This window comes from Acinetobacter towneri, from assembly GCF_017498585.1.
Taxonomy (GTDB): Bacteria; Pseudomonadota; Gammaproteobacteria; order Pseudomonadales; family Moraxellaceae; genus Acinetobacter; species Acinetobacter towneri.
Map to the genome: position 1 here is coordinate 2,122,859 of NZ_CP071766.1, position 18,810 is coordinate 2,141,668.

The following is an 18,810-nucleotide window of genomic DNA, read 5'->3' on the forward strand; positions in this document are numbered from 1 at the left end:
TTCGACGCCTATCATAGCACTAACCTAGTTGATTTAAAAAAACTTTAAAACTACATTTCTGCTCAATTTTATGACGATATTTTCCCTTCAGTCACAGATTAATTATTGCAAATTCAGTAAAAGCTTCGCATGATTAGCAAAATTTATCAGGATCTTATCGCGATTTATGAAGTCTGAGCGTGGCATAGGCATAATTGCATTACTATTTTGCATCATCGTTATTGGTGGATTTATTGCATTTAGTATCTACTTGATTCGTCTGGATAATATTGTCAGAGACAAATTTGAAGGACAGCGTTGGGATATTCCAGCCAAGGTTTTTGCACGCCCGTTAGAAGTGTATAGCAATGCACCTGTCAGCCAGACCGACTTTACTCAAGAACTGAAACTGCTTGGCTATAAAAATACAGATAATTATGCTAAATCAGGCAGTTATGTCAGCGATGGTAATACTTTATTTGTGCATACCCGTGGTTTTGACTTTGGAGACAGTGTCGAACCTGAACAGGTTTTAAAAGTCAGTTTTGCCAACAATCAAATTAGTGAAGTGAGCGCCACCAAACCATCTAATACAGGTATTGCACGTTTAGAACCGATGTTGATTGGCGGAATTTATCCACAGCACAATGAAGATCGTGTGCTGATTAAACTGAATAAAGTACCTAAACCGCTGATTGAAGCCCTTATTGCCACTGAAGATCGTAATTTCTATCAACACCACGGCGTTTCAATTCGTGGTACTGCGCGTGCTATTGTCAGCAACGTCACGGGTGGCAAACGTCAGGGCGGTTCTACCCTTACACAGCAATTGGTGAAAAACTTTTATTTAAGTCCTGAGCGCACTTTAAAACGTAAGGCCAATGAAGCACTCATGGCTATGCTGATTGAGTTGCATTACAGCAAAGATGAAATTTTAGAAGCCTATTTAAATGAAGTGAATTTAGGTCAAAACGGTAACTATTCTATTAATGGTTATGGTCTGGCTTCACAGTTTTATTTTGGTATGCCGTTGCGTGAGCTAAACATTTCACAGCAAGCCTTTTTGGTGGGTTTGGTACAAGGCCCATCATTATATAATCCTTGGCGTAACCCAGAAGCTGCCAAAAAGCGCCGTGACATTGTGCTAAACAATATGTTGGTGATGGGTTATTTAAACCAAGAACAATATGAAAAAGAAACTGCGCGTCCCTTAAATGTCATTACAAAACCGACCATTGGCCCTGCCCGTTTCCCTGACTTTTTAGATATTGTCCGCCGTCAATTACGTACTGAATATCAAGAAGGAGATTTGACCAATCAGGGTTTGCGTATCTTCACGACGCTTGATCCGATTGCACAAACCAACGTACAAAATGCTTTTAAAGCATCGGTTGAGCGTTTAAGTAAAGCCAATCCAAAGCGTTTAAAAGATTTACAAGGCGCGGTGCTGATTTCTCATCCTGAAAATGGCGAGTTAGTGGCAGCGGTAGGTTCTACGCAAGATTTTACGGGTTTTAACCGTGCCTTGGACGCCAAACGTCAAGTTGGCTCACTGCTCAAACCGATTATTTATTTAAGTGCAATTGAGTCTGGTCGTTATAATTGGGCAAGTCCTGTAGAAGACAGTCAGATCAGCATCCCAATTGATGGTAAATCTTGGACACCACGTAATTACAGTGGCAGCGACCATGGGATTGTGTCTATGTCACAAGCCTTATCGCAGTCTTATAACCTGTCTGCAGTTCGTTTGGGTCAGGAGTTTGGACTATCCACCTTCCGTAATCACCTCATTAAATTTGGTGTACCAAGTGATGCGATTCCGCAATATCCATCTATTTTCTTGGGTGCGGTAGATTTATCACCAATGCAAGTGATGGACATTTACGGTAACTTTGCCACAGGTGGTTTTAAATATCCGACCAAAGCGATTCGCACCGTAGTCGATGCCAATGGACGTTTACTGGATCGTTATGGTTTAACCGTACAACAAACCATTGATCCTTCTGCCGCCTATATTTTGAATTATGGCTTACAGCAAGTGATGAGTTCTGGTACAGGTCGTTCAGCTTACAATAGCTTATCGACAGATTTAAAATTGGCAGGTAAATCAGGTACAACCAATGATACTCGTGATTCATGGTTTGCGGGCTATTCAGGCAATTATTTAGCCGTTGTATGGCTTGGTTTGGATGATAACAAAGTCACAGGCTTAACAGGCTCGTCTGGTGCTTTGCCTGTCTGGAGTAATGTGATGCAGCAATTGCGTCAAAAACCTGTCAACTTACGTCAGACCGAACAAATTCAATGGCATTGGATTGACCGCAGTTCTGGGCATTTATCTGCACAAGGCTGTGAAGGTGCGATGTATATTCCAGTGAATCGTAATAATGTACCGCGTCAGGCAACCGCATGTGGTTTTTCACACTATCAAGTTGAACCCGTTTACCAACCCGATACTGAAACTCAGCAAACAGCTCCTGAAACCAGTGACAGTATCGAAAATTATATCCGTGAAACTGAACCCGTAACAGATGACAATACCGATGGTCGTGTCATCTCAAGTGGCAGTTATATCAATTAAACTTGAGGATATCGGTCAGTTACGCTTATGAAATTATCACGTTTAAGACAAGTTTTTTTCACCACATTCGCTATGGGTGCGATGGCAACGATTGTAGCTTGCCAGAGTTTACCTGAACCGCCTGCTCCTCAGCCTGTGCCTGAAAAACCTAAAACTGTGACGACACCAGAAGGTGTGGTGATTCGTCCTTATGAACGTGAAGAAATTAAGCGTCAATCGTTGCAAGTGGTGGTGCCACAACAAACCGTGCAACAAAAATTAGAGGATGGTCGTAGTTTGCCTGCTTTTCAAAAGTTGATGCAGCAAACCCAGACCGCTTATAAACAAGGTCAATTCAATCAGGCCGAAACAGCAGCTTTGCAAGCGCAGCGACTTGCCCCGCAAGCGGCTGAAACCTATTTATATTTGGCTTTAATTGCCAACCAAAAGAAGCAACCCGCTAATGCAGAAGCCTTGGCACGTCGTGGTTTAAGCTATGCACAAAGCGATGCCATGAAACGTCAATTATGGCTAGTCATTCAAAAAGCAGCACAGCAACAAAATAATGCCAAAAGCCTTGCGCAAGCCCAACAAGCTTTGAAAGATTTGTAAGGACGATAATTTAATAAACTAAAAATCGCTGAGTGTGATTACATCAGCGATTTTTTTATTTGCGCAAACTAGAAAAAATCAAATAAAACGTACACCTGCAATGCCATAGGCATGATGCTGCTCTGCGGTAGTTAAATCATCTTGAGTTAAGCCACCCAAAGCAAAAACAGGAATATCGACAAATTCAGCGATCTGCTGGAATTTTTCCCATCCTAAAGGTGTGGCATCATGATGCGTGGTGGTTACTAAAACAGGACTGAGTAAAATTGCTTCACAACCAATTTGCTGTGCATGTTGTGCCGAAACAATGTCATGACATGCTGCAATATAACGCTGCCCAACTTTTAAATCGCCCTTTTGTAATTGCATCAGTTGCGATTGTTTTAAATGAATTGCTGCAATGGCGTGTTGCTGAATCGTATTTAATTGCTTCCACAATTCCAAATTGACAATCACTTGCCCCAGTTGCTCAATGCAATATTCTGACAATTCGACCTTGCATGCAGCATTGGGTTCAACCCGCCAATACAGCAGTTTTTGCTTAGGCAAATTTGCTAAATGTTTTAAATCTTCACTGACTTTAATTGCCTGTTGCCACACTAGTCGTTGCACAATTGCACGATTGGCTTGTGGAAAATTCAGCTCTAAAAGTTGCGGACGGCTAAACCATGTCCAAGGCACTTGAATATCTTTTAATAAAGCTGCGGGTACAGCAGCCTGAAAAATATGCAGATTGACAATCACATCATCATATTCATGGCAAATAATATCAAAGGCATGCCAATGCTGTATGCCAATACCAACTTCTTCAAACACTTCACGGCGGCAAGCATCTACAGGAGTTTCGCCTGCTTCCACTTTCCCACCTGGAAATTCGTGTTTATTGCCCTGATGTTGTTTGGCTTCGCGCCAACCCACCAACACTTTGTTTTGATGAAATAACAGCGCAATTGCCACATGAATATTTGGCTTGGACATGAACCCGATTCCTTTTTTGCAATGTACGTTTTACTGCAAATTGTAGACTTTTATAAAATTAAAAATAATCCGTTGACAGGTTTACATGATAATGATTATCATTATCATTATCATTATCATTATCATTATCATTTAAAACTATTCTTACACACCACGGAGTAACTCAAAATGAACGCCCCATTTAACTTATTTTCACGTCATTCAGACACTCAGCATGCCCTACCTATGTTACATTCAAATAACTTGTTCGCGCTAGGACGCGAAATTCGTATTTTGCATGCAGGCGAAGAATATCGTTTACGCTTAACCCGTAACAATCGTCTTATTCTCACAAAATAATTAAAATAATCAACACAATAATAAACGTGGAAACAGCAGTATGAATCAGCGCATACTGCTTTTAAGTTCTGACTTGTTTAATTTTAACTTGCTTCCTAAAACCAATCATATTTACAACTGGGCTTTAGGCAACAAAATACGCACTTTTAAACCACCTTGTTCAGCACGTGAAAATTCAATTTTTCCTGCATGCAACTCTATAATTTTCTTACAAATCGACAGTCCTAAACCAGAACCTTGAGTTTTACTGCCTAAAGCACGGTAAAAGCGTTCGCCCAAACGTGCCAAAACGTCATCAGTCACTGCATGACCATTGTCGGCGATGCAAATTTCCTGCATCAATTCATGCGGTTTCGCTTCAATCCAAATACGTCCTTGAGGTGCTGCATAACGCACTGCGTTGTCAATCAAGTTGCGCAGGCAGCTAAATAGCAATTCAGGATTGCCTTGCACTTGTATCGGTTGAATATCTGACTGAATCTGAATGGCTTTTTCCTGAATAAACGGCGTCAGACTTTGTAAAACTTCCTGCACCAAGTCTGCTATAGATACCGCACTTTTATTTAACGATGCCGCATCTGTCGGGTCTAAACGTGCCAATAACAGCAAATTTTCCAATACTTGTGTACCACGACTGACATCACGCTGAATTTGCTCTAAATCTTGTGCCAACTCAGGTTGTTGTTGGTATTTACGTTTTAGCACCTGCAAACGCAATTGAATGGCAGATAAAGGAGAGCGTAATTCATGCGAAGCATCTGCTGTAAATCGCTGTTCTGCAATTAAAGACTGCTCTACTCGCCCCAACAATTTATTCAATTGCTGCAGCATGGGTTGCAGTTCTTTCAATTCAGGTTGTGTGGGGATAATTGGCGTCAAATCATGTTGATTTTTTTCTGCAATTTGTTGGGAGAGTTGCTGAATCCGCTTAAATTGACGACCAATCATAAAATGCACAATGGCCCATTGCAGCAACCACAACAGCAATAAAATAGCGGCATAACCTAAACTGGTTGCAGCAATTTCCTTGAAGCGATATTTAAGCGGCTGCGCGACAATCACATGCAAGCCATCTTCCTCTGCCACATAGCTGCGCCAAATTTGTCCATCTTGCCAGTGAAATGAAAAACCATGCTCAGATACCACGGCAAGCTGAGACAAGTGAAGCTGAGAAATGTCATGTTCATCTTCAGAGGTAGTCAAAATCAGATCATCTAATCCCAATTGATAGGCAATATGAAATTGCTCACTCAACTCATCGACCTGATTGCCTGCATGGTCACGCAAGTCTGCTCGCAGCAACATATCGGCTATTTCATCCATAATGTCATCATGCACGCGCATGGTCTGATAACTGGCAACCGCCAATAATAAAATCAGGGCGAGTCCACCCGCCAAGACCGAACTTAAAACGGAGCTTTTAACCAGTTTGGACTGTAAAGAAATGACCTGTTTAGACATGCGGAGATCAAACTGAATTAGTTATCTTGCTGCATACGATAGCCTAAACCTCGGATGGTTTTAATGCGGCTACTGCCAATTTTTTTGCGTAATTGATAAATAAATACTTCAATCGCATTACTTTCAATTTCATCGCCCCATGCATATAAAGACTCTTCGAGCTGTTCACGAGTCACCACATGCTGCGGGTTTTGCATCAGTTTATGTAAAATCTGGAATTCCTTGGCCGTTAAATTGACCTGTTGATCATCCACTTTCACTTGTTTGCTTTGCGTATCTAAAACCAAGTTGGCAAATTCAAGCTGCTGTGTCGGATGACTTTGCGCACTGCGTAACTGACTGCGTACCCGCGCCGATAGTTCTTCAAGGCTAAACGGTTTGACCAAATAATCATTGGCACCTAAATCAAGTCCCTGTACCCGATCTTGAATACTATCGCGCGCAGTAATAAAAATAACAGGTGTGTCCTGTTGCTGCTGTCGTAAAGCGTGCAGAATTTCATCACCGCTATTTTTAGGCAACCCACGGTCTAACAACACACAATCATAATGATGCTGCTGAATCGCTAAAATGGCATGATCACCACGTTCAACCCAATCGACATTATAACCATCCATTTCCAGCCAAGTTTTTATACTTTCTGCTTGCGATACATCGTCTTCAGCCAAGAGTAAGCGCATATCTTCCTCTGTTATTTATGCTTCAAAATTTTATGATTTCAAAATACTTTACATGATAAAACCACATACACCTTACAGCGTATGTGGTTTTTGAGTGAAATCAGTTTTGTGTAGCAACTAATGCTGTTTTACACAGCGTAGATTTAGAAACGAACTTGATCCACATCTATTTCAATACGTTTTGTAGGCTTGTGATCAATATCCACTTCACCAATTAAGGTAACAGGCGTTTTGGCAGAAACTGCTTTGCCATTCCATAAGTCATCATCAATATCGACCGTAATAGTGCCTGTGTTATCACGGAACTGATATTTTTCATCACCAATAGATTTCACCACATAACCTTTTAACTGCACTTTGCTGTCATCTTTCAGGCTTAAAGCTTGTTTTACAGTTACATTTTGATGTAGTGCTTGGGTGTTAATGCTGTCGTTTGCCATGGTGATTGAAGCCATTGCCATTAAACCTGCCATCAACATTGCTTTCATTGTAAATTTCATTGCTTCACCTTTTTGTGTTGCTCATTTCGTTATGGTGATTAAAACAAAGCAAGATGAGCTGAATCTTAAGATTTCCATTTTTTAAAATTCATCGTAAAAAGTTTGAATCTGCTAATTTAATGGCACGACTCGCAACACTTCCTCTAAAGTGGTCATGCCTTCTAAAACTTTGCGTGCGCCTGCAATACGCAACGGTTCAATGCCCTCTTTTTTAGCTTGCTGACGTAATTCATTTAAATTGGCATTGGCACTGATGAGCTGTTTGGTGTCTAAACTTAAAGGCATAAACTCATAAATTCCGACCCGACCTTTATAGCCCGTTTGACGACATTCATCGCATCCGACAGGTTTAAACACTTGTGCAGGCATTTCCATAATGTAGTCAAAGGTCAAATGTTCCCAGTCTTTTTCATTTATTGAGCCTTCCTGCTTACAATGCGGACATAGCTTACGCACCAAACGCTGTGCCAAAACGCCTAAAATTGTGGCAGCAGTCAAAAATGGCTGCACGCCCAAATCATGCAAACGAGTCAAACTTGACGGCGCATCATTAGTATGCAGTGTCGATAAAACTAAATGCCCCGTCAGTGCCGCTTGAATCGCCATATTTGCGGTATCCTGATCTCGAATTTCTCCGACCATAATAATGTCAGGGTCTTGACGCATTAAGGCACGCACACCATCGGCAAAACCTAAATCAATTGCAGTATTCACCTGCATTTGGTTAAAACTCGGTTCTAACATTTCAATCGGGTCTTCAATGGTGCAGACATTGACTTCATCGGTAGCCAATTGCTTTAGCGATGAATACAGCGTGGTGGTTTTACCCGAACCTGTAGGGCCTGTAACCAAAATAATGCCGTGACTATGTGCAGTCAGGGCATGCCATTCATTCAACAAACGACTATCAAAACCCAATTGCTGAAAACTGCGTACCAATACTTCTGGGTCAAAAATACGCATCACCAGTTTTTCGCCAAACGCCGTTGGTAAGGTCGATAAACGCAGTTCAGTTTCTTGTCCTTTTGGAGTTCGGGTTTTTAAACGTCCATCTTGCGGTTTACGTTTTTCGGCTACATTCATACGCCCTAAAATTTTAATCCGTGAGATGACTGCGGTAAGCGTATTGGCAGGCATGTTATAGATGGTGTGCAACACGCCATCAATACGAAAACGTACTTTGCCTGTGTCTTTACGTGGTTCGAGGTGAATATCACTTGCGCCTTGTTCAAAGGCAAATTGCAGCACCCAATCCACCAACTTCACAATATGTTGATCATTGGCATCTGGGTTTTGGGTATCGCCCAATTGCAATAAAGCCTCGACCCCTTTATTTTCACGGTCATGTGCAGAAGATTTTTGTGATGAGTGTACTGCGCGACTCACTTGGTAATATTCGATCAAATAACGCTGTAATTGATCTGGGCTGAGTAAAACTCGCTGAATTTTTTTGGGCAATAAACTATGTTCTAAGTTGGCAACCCATTCTTTTTTATAAGGTTGATCTGTCGCAATTAACACCGCATCTGCAGTCACTTCCACCGCTAAAATACGGTTACGCAGTGCAAATTCCTGCGACATCACAGCTGTTAAAGCAGCAACATCGGCTTTTAACGGATCAATAATATAGAATGGCAAGCCTGATTTATCAGCCAGCCATTGGCATAAACGGTTTAAAGTTAAAGTGGTTTGGGGATGACTTTGATCGACCAAATTAAAGTTGGCAATCCATTGTAACGGATGCCATTTTAATTGATCACGTTGACGATGCGTGGTTTGTACCAAAGCCTGATCACGTTCGGTAATTTTACCATCTTTGACTAATTGTTCTAAGCACCAAGTACTGTCTATTTCAAAATTAAAATTCATTGTTATATGCCCCAAAATCTGGGTTTACTATAGCAGAGTTTGCTTTCAGGGCTGAATGACTTCTTTAATACAGTAATCTTGTATGGTTCGATTAAGCCATAATTTTAGAGTGAAAATAGATTCATAAATGGCGATAAACACAATTCAAATATATGATGTTTAAAATAACACCTTGTATTTGGAATGTTGCTGTGGATTTTCTGACTCCTCCATCTTTGGTTACAACCAATTTTCCCGAACTGCTCACCATGTTTGCAGCAGCACTTGGCTGTGGCTTACTGATTGGATTAGAGCGTGAACGCAGTAAAAAAAATGGACAACATCACCGTTTTGCAGGCGTACGTACCTTTGGAATTTGCGCATTATTAGGTGCCATTTGCTTCTTATTGGGCACGAGCATTGCCATTGTGGGTGCGTTGATTGTTGGGGGAATTGGCTTATATTCCCTCAAAAATCAAACGGAAGATGACCCCGGCGCTACCACCGAACTTGCCTTCGTGATGACCTATTTTATTGGTGCATTGTGTTTATGGAATATTCCATTGGCAGCAGGTTTATCGGTTATTTTGACAGGTTTACTCATGACCAAGCACACCATGCATGGCATTGTCAGTCAGTGGATTACCGAAGCTGAACTACGTGATGGCTTGTTTTTACTGGCTTTGGTGTTAATTGCCTTGCCACTGACGCCTAATACTGCACTATGGGGCAATGTGCTTAATCCTTATGTGATTTTAAAATTATTGATTTTAATTCTAAGTGTGCAGGCTTTGGCGCATATCGCCAAGCGTTTACTCTCAAGCAGCAACGCCCTCATATTATCTGCAATTGCTTCAGGTTTTGTATCAAGCACCGCAACCATTGCCAGTTTAGGCATGGAAGTACGCGCAGGTCGTGGCGACGCACGTGCCAATGCAGGTGCAGCGCTGATGTCTTGCGTGGCAACTTTAGCGCAAATGTTGATTATTGTGGCGGGTGTCAATCTGGCGTGGTTTAAGCTGTTAATTATGCCCAGTCTGGCAGGCATTGGCATTTTAATTTTGGTCGGCGTATGCTTGCTTAAAAAGCATAAAAATACGACAACAGCAAAACCTGAAGCCGACACCCGTATGTTTAGCCTTAAAGAAGCCGCTATTATTGTGGCGACCTTAACCGCAATTCAAGCCATGGTCTACGGCTTAGAGCAAATGCTTGGCGACGCAGGCTTAATCATTGGTACCTTACTCGCCTCTTTATTTGAGGTGCATGCCGCAATTGCAACCGTGGTGATGCAAGGTCCACCCAGTCAGCAAATGTTGCTGTACGCCTTAATTTTAGGTCTTGTTGCTCATGCAATTTCTAAATGTATCAATGCCGCACTCATTGGCGGCTTACGTTTTGCACTTTATTTCGCACCTACCCAAATTTTGCACATGCTGGCGTTGGTGGCTATTTTATATATGATGGTTTAATCGACAGCGATTAAAACAATTTTTAGGATGTGTACTGCGTGCTGATCGACACGGAAACTGACATCAAAATCTGCAAAATTCATGGTGTAAATTCGTTCAGCATCATCCTGATATGCAGGTCGTGGATCTAAAGACAAGACCTGTTCCAATTCCTGCGCAATCTGTGGCTGTAATACGCCAGATTCGAGCAACTGATTTTTTTGCGCTTCGGCTGTGTCCATCCATAGCACTGTTTTTCTTATGGGTTCATCTTGCGCATAACCACTTTGTGCATCAGGCACAGCATCTGAATATTGAATATAAGGTTTAATATCCAAAATAGGCGTGCCATGCAACAAATCTGCTCCTGTCACATAAACTCGCAGTGACTTACCCACTTTTTTGACCTGTTTAAATTGCACTACAGATAAACCAATGGGTGCAGGTCGATACATGCTGCGCGTCGCAAACACACCTATTTTTTGATTACCACCCAAACGTGGCGGACGCACTTGTGCACGAAAACAGGGGTTTTGCTGTTTCTGTACGGTTGGATGAGCATCGGTTTGGTTTTTATTGTCGTGAAATTGCCAGATTAACCATAAGTGACTAAACGCTTCGATCCCTTGAAATGCCAACACATCGTTATAAGGCGCTTGCATTTCAATATACGATTCGACCTGTACCAGATTTGGTTGACGAGGAATACCAAATTTTTCTCGGTAGGGAGAGTGCATAAATCCGATTATTGGCATTTTTAGATCAGTCTTCATCACTTTTTCTGATAAGCTCAATTAAATATATTCAGTTTATAGAGAATGATTTTAGATTAGAATAGCAAGCTGTTCTAATTTGATAATTTATTGAGACCTTTAATGGCTGCTTTCAACGTCGAAAAGATTACTCACGTACACCACTGGAATGACACTTTATTCAGTTTTAAAACGACTCGCGATACCGCACTACGTTTTAAAAACGGTCAATTTGTGATGATTGGTCTGGAAGTAAATGGCAAGCCTTTAATGCGCGCTTACTCGATTGCCAGTGCTAACTATGAAGAAGAGCTAGAATTCTTCTCAATTAAAGTACCTGATGGCCCTTTAACGTCTATTTTACAAAAAGTAAAAGTGGGCGATGAATTGCTGGTTTCTAAAAAACCTACAGGCACTTTGGTACTGGATGATTTAAATCCTGGTAAAAACCTATACTTACTTTCTTCAGGTACAGGTCTAGCTCCATTTTTGGCAACCATCCGCGACCCTGAAACTTATGAACGCTTTGAAAAAGTGATTGTGGTTCACGGTACACGTTTCATTTCTGAATTGGCTTATCAAGATTTAATTCTAAATGAATTACCAAATCACGAGTTTTTCCAAGAACTTGGTATTCGTGAAAAACTGGTATATTACCCAACCGTTACACGTGAAGAATATCCAAACCAAGGACGTGTGACCACGGCAATTGAATCGGGTGAAATCTTTGAAAAAATTGGTTTACCACGTTTTAACCCTGAAACTGACCGTGCCATGTTATGTGGTAGCCCTGCATTCTTAAAAGATGTTGCAGCATTACTTGACCAACATGGTTTAAAAGAATCACCACGTATGGGTGAATTGGGCGATTACGTGATTGAACGTGCTTTCGTTGAAAAATAAAAGCTGTTGAATCTAAAAAAACCGAGCTAAATAGCTCGGTTTTTTGTCATTAGCATCAATTAACGTACACTGCGACCTTCTTGGTTAGCACGTCCTTCACAGTGTGCACCACCACCAATTACAAACCCACGCTCTGCCTGACATGAACCAATCATACGACCACTCGAATCATAAGTTGTCACTTTTGAAGCACAACCTGTCATCAAAATAGCCGCTGTTAATGCGATTAAACTAGAAATTTTCATTGTATTACCCCTCTAAAAAATTAGTCTTGTTGCAGTGAAATCTGCGAATTATTTGGTATGGTTGGCAATAAACCCGTGCGCTCATCTACTTTAGAATAGTTAATGCCTTGTATGTTGGCACCACCATAACACACAGCTTTAGCCCCCAAAATAAAGCCCTGTGTAGCGACACATGAACCAATCACTTGCCCTGCAGTATCATAAGTCACTACTTTAGAACTACAGCCAGCCAAAGCAATCAGACTTGCTATAGAAAATAATTTAATTAGTTTCATTTAACCCTCAATTTAAAAAAAATTAAATATTATTCATCGTGTAAATTATTTTTAAATACATCAATTTATTTTTAATTTTAGTTATATATTATTTTTTGTAAATAGCAATTTGGAATAACTTATCGTTATTTTTACTTCAAATTTTAAAATTATTGCGACTACAAAAAATTAAAAGCACTCCATCTAAATCACTCAAATCAGATGGAGTGCTTTTTACGTTTATTCTTTATTCTGGTACATTTATTCTTCGTTCAGCCAAAGCTTGCTGAATCACATGATACCCCGCTGTTAAGCCCAAACTCGCCATAATCACGGCTACCACAAGATCTGGAATCAAACTACCCGTACCAAATACACCCACTGCCGCCAAAATAACTGCGAAATTACCAATCGCATCATTACGGCTACATAACCACACCGATTTCATATTCGAATCACCATCTCGAAATGCATATAAAATCAATGCAGTAACCACATTGGCTAATAAGGCGATGATCCCAATAATACCCATGGTTATGGCTTCAGGTGGAATACCCTGTATATAGGCATAGATAACCTTGCCCATCACCACCACACCAAACAAGGCCATCGTGATGCCTTTGACCAAAGCCACAGTAGCACGCCAATACAAACTTGCACTTAACACCGCAAGTGAAATCCCGTAATTGACAGCATCTCCAAAGAAATCCAGTGAATCTGCCCATAGGGATGATGAATGGGCATAGGCACCACCTATCAACTCGATAAAAAACATGCTGAGATTGATCACCAATGCAATCCATAACGCGGTTCTAAATTTACTATTCGGTTTGATTGGCGCAGGTTCATGACTACACGTACATGCCATAGACACACCTTCTTTCAAAATGAAACTGTTTCGATTATGCTCATTTAAAACTATAGACTTAGTCCAAGGTCAAGTATGGCACAATATTTAATTCATGAATTAGCTAAAAAAGTTGGAGTCAGCACAGATACAATTCGTTTTTATGAAAAGAAACACTTACTCACCCCAAGCTTTCGTGCCGAAAATAATTATCGCTATTACAATGATGAGGCACTCAAGCGTTTGATTTTTATTAAGCGTTGTCGTGCTTTAGATATGAACTTAAAAGAAATTGAAGCTTTGATTGAATTAGAAAAACAGCCAAAGCAAAACTGCTGCGCCGTGAATGAATTGATTGATGAACATTTAAGGCATGTAGAAGATAAAATTGCCGAGTTGCAGCATTTTCAGCTACAACTTCAGCAACTTAGACAAGCCTGCATCACACAAACAACTATTGATGATTGTCAGATTTTAAAACGGCTCGAAGCCGAATAATCACTCTCTCAGCCTTTTCTCATGCGGTTTTGCTTATCTAAAATTGAATTATCAAGACTTCTGATTAACACGTTGCGACAACTGCTCGGCAGTTTCCACACGTTCAGAATAACGATCTACCAAATATGCTGCTTGCCCGCGAGTCAGCAAAGTAAATTTATATAACTCTTCCATCACATCGACAATACGGTCGTAATAGCTAGACGCTTTCATGCGGCCATCTTCCTCAAACTCTAAAAAGGCTTTAGGAATAGAAGACTGATTGGGAATGGTGATCATCCGCATCCAACGTCCTAAAATACGCAATTGATTGACGCTGTTAAATGACTGCGACCCGCCACACACTTGCATTAAAGCAAGCGTTTTACCTTGTGTGGCACGAATTGCACCTGCAGCAAGTGGAATCCAATCAATTTGTGCTTTAAAAATTGAGCTCATCGAACCATGACGTTCTGGGCTACACCAAACCATACCTTCTGCCCACGCCAACAATTCATGCAGCTCTTGAACTTTGGGATGTGAAGCATCGCCATCTTCAGGTAAAGGCAAACCTTTGGGATGGAAAATTTTTACCTCAGCGCCAAAGTGCTCCAAAATTCTGCCCGCTTCCTGTACCGCCAAACGACTATAAGAACGCTCACGGTTTGAACCGTACATCAATAAAATACGTGGCGGATGGTTCAACGGCTTTGCCTGCACCTGTTCAAAACTTGGTGTAGGCAATAAATCTAAATCAATATTGGGTAATACCATGCTGCATACTCTTAAAACTAAAATGGGCAACGCATGCCCATGTTTTTATCTTAAACCTCAAAATGAAGAAAATTACTTTGAACTGACAATCGACTCATTTTGATAAAACTTTTTACGCAGCCATAAAGACACACTCACCAAAGCAATCAACACAGGCACTTCAACCAAAGGGCCAATAATCGTGGTAAATGCAACGGGAGAAGCCAAGCCAAACATTGCAATGGCAACAGCAAGTGCTAATTCAAAATTATTCCCTGCTGCGGTAAAGGAAATGGCGGTCGTCCGTGGATAATCATTGCCCATCCATTTGCTCATAAAGAAGCTAATAAAGAACATGGCAACGAAGTAAATAATCAATGGAATGGAAATGCGTAAAACATCCATCGGCAAGCTCAGTACTTCTGCGCCTTTTAGTGCGAACATCGCCACAATGGTAAATAGCAATGCCAACAGACTAAATGGGCTAATTTTGGGTAAAAAAGACGTTTGATACCAATCTAAGCCTTTGCTTTTCACTAAAATCAAGCGTGTTAAAAAGCCCATCAAAAAAGGAATACCCAAATAGATTAAAACAGCTTGGGTGATTGTCCAAAAACCAACATCAATCACTTGTCCTGCCACGCCAAAATACGGCGGCAAGAAACTCAGAAACAGCCATGCATAAGTACTAAAGAATACAATCTGAAAAATACTGTTAAACGCAACTAATGCAGCCACGTATTGGTTATCACCACAAGCCAAGTTGTTCCAGACCAAGACCATCGCGATACAGCGTGCCAGACCAATTAAAATCAAACCTGTCATATATTCAGGATAGTTTTGCAAGAAAATAATCGCCAAAGCGAACATCAAACACGGAGCAATCAACCAGTTTTGTACCAAAGACAACAACAAGGTTCGGCGGTCTTTAAACACTTCTGGCAAAGCTGCGTAATCGACTTTTGCCAATGGTGGATACATCATCAAAATCAAACCAATCGCAATGGGAAGATTGACTGTTCCCACACTCATTTGATCTAAGCTTGCCGATACTGCAGGAAATACCACGCCAATCGCAACACCTAGCCCCATGGCAATAAAAATCCATAAGGTCAGATTACGATCTAAAAAAGAAAGTTTGGACTGTGCCATGTGCTTACTCGCAATGTGTTGCAATTGTAGGGTTGATGTGCTTCATCGGGCTGACATCTTGCTGCGCGATAATATTTAAAACAGCAAACGCCCATTCGGGTAAATCTGGGTTCAAACGGTAATACACCCACTGCCCCTGACGTTGATCTAGCAAAATAGATAAATTCCGTAACAACGCCAAATGACGTGATATTTTCGGTTGATTTAACTGCAATTGTTCTGTCAATTCGCATACACAAATATTGTGTTGAGCCATCACCAATTTCAGAATGTCCAGTCGGGTTGGGTCTGACAAACATTTAAAAAAATCAGTTTGATTCATTTTTTATCTGCACTTCAATATTAACTATTGCGAATATACGCATATCCATATATAAATGCAATATTGAATTTTTATCGGACTAAAACGGGTCACTACACATGAGCAACAGCATCAAAATTTTTCATAACCCTGCCTGTGGAACGTCACGCAATACTTTAGAATTAATTCGTAATACAGGACAAGAACCTGAAATTATTGAATATTTAAAAACCCCACCTACACAAGCTGAACTTACTAGCATGATTCAACAAGCAGGTTTAAGCGTGCGCGATGCAATCCGCAAAAATGTAGAACCATACGAACAGTTGCAACTTGAAGGTAGTTCACACAGCGATGCGGAATTAATTGCATTGATGGTCGAGCATCCGATTTTAATTAATCGTCCATTTGTCGTGACCGAGTTAGGTGTGAAATTGTGCCGCCCTTCTGAACTGGTCTTAGACTTGCTCACTCAACCACAACTAAAAAGCTTCAGCAAAGAAGATGGTGAGGTGGTCATTGATGAACATGGGCAACGAGTACGTTAACACGCTTTTATCCATCAGAAATTGATTATAGGCAATGAGTCAAATTGGTATGAAAGTCCCTTCTCTTAGATTCTGTATGGCTCAGGATGAGGAACTTTCTATATCAAGATCATTTACAACAGATGCTCTCCATGTGATGGATAAAACATGCTTTCTAATTTCAGATCAAAACGACCTTGCAAAACCACTGATTGAATTTTTATCTCCCTTCCCAAGCAGCACGAGTTTTCTTCTGAATCCCGAGCTATTTACTAGGTTGAATCCTAAATTTAGATTCATACAATAAAGCCATATTTCTGCTATTGCTTTTTGATCATGACCATTTCCCACGTCACCGAACTTCTCTCTCCTGCTGGTTCTTTAAAAAACATGCGCTATGCCTTTGCTTATGGTGCAGATGCAGTCTATGCAGGTCAGCCGCGTTATAGTTTGCGCGTGCGTAATAACGAATTTGATCATGACAATTTGGCAATTGGTATTCAAGAAGCGCATGAATTAGGCAAAAAGTTTTATGTGGTGGTGAACATCCAGCCGCATAACAGCAAACTCAAAAACTTTATTCGTGACCTAGAGCCAGTGGTTGCTATGCAACCCGATGCACTGATCATGTCTGACCCTGGTCTGATTATGATGGTGCGTGAAAACTTCCCCGATATGCCTGTACATTTATCGGTACAAGCCAATGCAGTGAACTGGGCAACGGTGAAATTCTGGCAAAATATGGGTTTAACCCGTGTCATTCTTTCGCGTGAATTGTCGATTGATGAAATTGAAGAAATTAAAAACAACGTGCCTGGCATGGAAATTGAAGTATTTGTGCATGGTGCGCTGTGCATGGCCTATTCAGGTCGTTGCATGCTTTCAGGCTATATGAATAAACGTGATGCCAACCAAGGCGCATGTACCAATGCCTGCCGTTGGGAATATAAAATTCACGATGCAAAAGAAGATGAAACAGGTGACGTAATTCCTGTCAAAAATCTTTCTGAAACTGCCGATGCAGATGAACAACACATGCAGGCACAGCATCAATTTAACGAGCCTGTGTTATTACAACGTAATGACGAAGATATGTTTGCTGCCGAAGAAGATGAACACGGCACTTATTTTATGAATTCTAAAGATTTACGCGCAGTGCAGCACGTTGACCGTTTAACTAAAATGGGCATCCATTCACTAAAAATTGAAGGTCGCACCAAATCTTATTTCTACTGCGCACGTACTGCACAAATTTACCGTAAAGCGATTGATGATGCGCTTGCAGGCAAACCATTTGACCCTGCATTAATGACTCAATTAGAAGGTCTAGCTAACCGTGGTTATACCGAAGGTTTCTTGCGTCGTCATGTGCACAGCGAATACCAAAACTACGAAACAGGTTCATCAAGTTTTGATCATCAGCAATTTTGTGGTGAAGTCTTAGAACGCAATGGTGACTACATTAAAATTGATGTAAAAAACCGTTTTGTAGTGGGCGATTCTTTAGAATTGATGACGCCACAAGGCAATATCTATTTCACTTTAACTGAAATTAAAGATAAAAAAGGCAATCTGATTGAAGATGCCAAAGGTTCAGGGCATATTGTAGAAATCCCTATACCTGCAGATGTCGATATGCGTTATGCCCTGCTGATTCGCAACTTACCAAATTCGACTGCAGATATTTCTGCCTCATCGTTGGCTTATCAAGCCAACTAAGTGGCAATAAACTAAGCGAGTATTGCGATGGCACTCCTGATTACCGACCAATGCATCAATTGCGATATGTGCTTACCCGAATGCCCGAATGAAGCAATTTATGAGGGTGAAAAGGTGTATGAAATTGATGTGGCGCGTTGCACAGAATGTGTTGGGTTTTATGACTATCAAACCTGCGTTTCAGTCTGCCCAATTGAATGTATTATTCCGCATCCTGAGCATGTCGAAACCAAAGAGCAGCTACAGGAAAAGTTTAATCAGTTGAATTTATTTGGACAAAATAATAAGGCTAATTAGACTGAAATGAATCTAACTGCTGTAAATCAAACTGGATGTTAAAAATAAAAAAAGAACTGAGTTGTTAGCCGACTCAGTTCTTAAAACCAAAAATAGAATAAATAAACTTTTAATACTGTGCGATAACGCACTTTACTGAACATAGCGCCTGAGTATTGGGGAACTCAGGCGCTAT

At 40.8% G+C, this 18,810-nt stretch carries 21 protein-coding genes; 9 read left to right on the forward strand and 12 right to left on the reverse strand.

All coding sequences use genetic code 11. The features are described from left to right. Positions 1-166 precede the first annotated feature (166 nt). Together mrcB and J4G44_RS10240 are read left to right on the forward strand one after the other, a co-directional pair. The gene (gene mrcB / locus J4G44_RS10235; protein WP_131261780.1) at positions 167-2,560 is read left to right on the forward strand and encodes a penicillin-binding protein 1B; all 2,394 of its coding nucleotides are present in this window, start codon (positions 167-169) and stop codon (positions 2,558-2,560) included. A 72-nt stretch (positions 2,561-2,632) separates the two neighbouring features. After that, positions 2,633-3,151 (forward strand): hypothetical protein, encoded by a 519-nt coding sequence (locus J4G44_RS10240; protein WP_096901888.1) that lies wholly within the window; start codon positions 2,633-2,635, stop codon positions 3,149-3,151. A gap of 78 nt (positions 3,152-3,229) precedes the next feature. Here the strand turns inward: J4G44_RS10240 and J4G44_RS10245 are convergent, their stop codons facing one another. After that, entirely contained in the window at positions 3,230-4,129 is a 900-nt protein-coding gene (locus tag J4G44_RS10245) for a thiamine phosphate synthase (protein WP_207973602.1), read from the reverse strand. Between the two features lie 168 nt (positions 4,130-4,297). Here J4G44_RS10245 and hemP point away from each other — a divergent pair, with 168 nt between their 5' ends. Beyond that, positions 4,298-4,468, forward strand: coding sequence for a hemin uptake protein HemP (gene hemP, locus J4G44_RS10250; RefSeq protein WP_004972965.1), 171 nt, complete (start codon positions 4,298-4,300; stop codon positions 4,466-4,468). A 111-nt stretch (positions 4,469-4,579) separates the two neighbouring features. Here the strand turns inward: hemP and J4G44_RS10255 are convergent, their stop codons facing one another. The 4 genes from J4G44_RS10255 to tfpB all read right to left on the reverse strand — a co-directional run bounded on the left by J4G44_RS10255 (position 4,580) and on the right by tfpB (position 8,978). After that, positions 4,580-5,929: a sensor histidine kinase gene (locus tag J4G44_RS10255; RefSeq protein WP_004972962.1), complete on the reverse strand. Its 1,350-nt coding sequence runs from the start codon at positions 5,927-5,929 to the stop codon at positions 4,580-4,582. A gap of 17 nt (positions 5,930-5,946) precedes the next feature. After that, positions 5,947-6,609: a response regulator transcription factor gene (locus tag J4G44_RS10260; protein ID WP_004972960.1), complete on the reverse strand. Its 663-nt coding sequence runs from the start codon at positions 6,607-6,609 to the stop codon at positions 5,947-5,949. A gap of 143 nt (positions 6,610-6,752) precedes the next feature. Then, a complete protein-coding gene (locus J4G44_RS10265; RefSeq protein WP_179988821.1) occupies positions 6,753-7,109 on the reverse strand; it encodes a NirD/YgiW/YdeI family stress tolerance protein in 357 nt (118 codons plus the stop codon). A 111-nt stretch (positions 7,110-7,220) separates the two neighbouring features. Further along, positions 7,221-8,978 carry a type IV pilus assembly ATPase TfpB gene (gene tfpB / locus J4G44_RS10270; RefSeq protein WP_004972956.1) on the reverse strand — a complete coding sequence of 586 codons (1,758 nt, stop codon included), beginning with the start codon at positions 8,976-8,978 and terminating at the stop codon, positions 7,221-7,223. Positions 8,979-9,226: 248 nt separating this feature from the next. Between tfpB and J4G44_RS10275 the strand changes: the two genes are divergently transcribed. Further along, a complete protein-coding gene (locus J4G44_RS10275; RefSeq protein WP_167846470.1) occupies positions 9,227-10,429 on the forward strand; it encodes an MgtC/SapB family protein in 1,203 nt (400 codons plus the stop codon). Here the strand turns inward: J4G44_RS10275 and tsaA are convergent. Continuing rightward, entirely contained in the window at positions 10,426-11,163 is a 738-nt protein-coding gene (tsaA, locus tag J4G44_RS10280; RefSeq protein WP_207973603.1) for a tRNA (N6-threonylcarbamoyladenosine(37)-N6)-methyltransferase TrmO, read from the reverse strand. The genes J4G44_RS10275 and tsaA overlap by 4 nt on opposite strands. A gap of 120 nt (positions 11,164-11,283) precedes the next feature. Here tsaA and J4G44_RS10285 point away from each other — a divergent pair, with 120 nt between their 5' ends. Continuing rightward, positions 11,284-12,063 carry a ferredoxin--NADP reductase gene (locus tag J4G44_RS10285; protein ID WP_004972950.1) on the forward strand — a complete coding sequence of 260 codons (780 nt, stop codon included), beginning with the start codon at positions 11,284-11,286 and terminating at the stop codon, positions 12,061-12,063. Positions 12,064-12,122: 59 nt separating this feature from the next. On the opposite strand, the gene J4G44_RS10290 is transcribed toward J4G44_RS10285, so the two are convergent. From J4G44_RS10290 to J4G44_RS10300, 3 genes are all read right to left on the reverse strand, one after another. Continuing rightward, complete coding sequence (locus J4G44_RS10290; RefSeq protein ID WP_004972947.1) at positions 12,123-12,308, reverse strand: hypothetical protein; 186 nt, start codon at positions 12,306-12,308, stop codon at positions 12,123-12,125. Positions 12,309-12,328: 20 nt separating this feature from the next. After that, positions 12,329-12,583: a hypothetical protein gene (locus tag J4G44_RS10295; RefSeq protein ID WP_004972946.1), complete on the reverse strand. Its 255-nt coding sequence runs from the start codon at positions 12,581-12,583 to the stop codon at positions 12,329-12,331. 226 nt (positions 12,584-12,809) lie between these two features. Continuing rightward, on the reverse strand, positions 12,810-13,430 hold the full coding sequence (locus tag J4G44_RS10300; protein ID WP_178318927.1) for a cation efflux transmembrane domain-containing protein: 621 nt from the start codon (positions 13,428-13,430) through the stop codon (positions 12,810-12,812). Between the two features lie 75 nt (positions 13,431-13,505). On the opposite strand from J4G44_RS10300, the gene J4G44_RS10305 reads away from it, so the two are divergent. Next, on the forward strand, positions 13,506-13,907 hold the full coding sequence (locus tag J4G44_RS10305; protein ID WP_136144351.1) for a MerR family transcriptional regulator: 402 nt from the start codon (positions 13,506-13,508) through the stop codon (positions 13,905-13,907). A gap of 51 nt (positions 13,908-13,958) precedes the next feature. Here J4G44_RS10305 and arsH read toward each other — a convergent pair whose 3' ends face one another. The 3 genes from arsH to J4G44_RS10320 form a co-directional block, all read right to left on the reverse strand. Further along, entirely contained in the window at positions 13,959-14,660 is a 702-nt protein-coding gene (gene arsH, locus J4G44_RS10310; protein ID WP_178865848.1) for an arsenical resistance protein ArsH, read from the reverse strand. 72 nt (positions 14,661-14,732) lie between these two features. After that, positions 14,733-15,791 carry an ACR3 family arsenite efflux transporter gene (arsB, locus tag J4G44_RS10315; RefSeq protein WP_207973604.1) on the reverse strand — a complete coding sequence of 353 codons (1,059 nt, stop codon included), beginning with the start codon at positions 15,789-15,791 and terminating at the stop codon, positions 14,733-14,735. A gap of 4 nt (positions 15,792-15,795) precedes the next feature. After that, a complete protein-coding gene (locus tag J4G44_RS10320) occupies positions 15,796-16,113 on the reverse strand; it encodes an ArsR/SmtB family transcription factor (RefSeq protein ID WP_136144348.1) in 318 nt (105 codons plus the stop codon). Between the two features lie 98 nt (positions 16,114-16,211). Between J4G44_RS10320 and arsC the strand changes: the two genes are divergently transcribed. The 3 genes from arsC (at position 16,212) to J4G44_RS10335 (ending at position 18,635) form a co-directional block, all read left to right on the forward strand. Then, entirely contained in the window at positions 16,212-16,640 is a 429-nt protein-coding gene (arsC, locus tag J4G44_RS10325) for an arsenate reductase (glutaredoxin) (protein ID WP_154320582.1), read from the forward strand. A 315-nt stretch (positions 16,641-16,955) separates the two neighbouring features. Beyond that, the gene (gene trhP / locus J4G44_RS10330; protein WP_136144203.1) at positions 16,956-18,338 is read left to right on the forward strand and encodes a prephenate-dependent tRNA uridine(34) hydroxylase TrhP; all 1,383 of its coding nucleotides are present in this window, start codon (positions 16,956-16,958) and stop codon (positions 18,336-18,338) included. A gap of 27 nt (positions 18,339-18,365) precedes the next feature. Next, positions 18,366-18,635, forward strand: a complete 270-nt coding sequence (locus J4G44_RS10335) for a YfhL family 4Fe-4S dicluster ferredoxin (protein WP_004972931.1) — start codon at positions 18,366-18,368, stop codon at positions 18,633-18,635. Positions 18,636-18,810 lie beyond the last annotated feature (175 nt).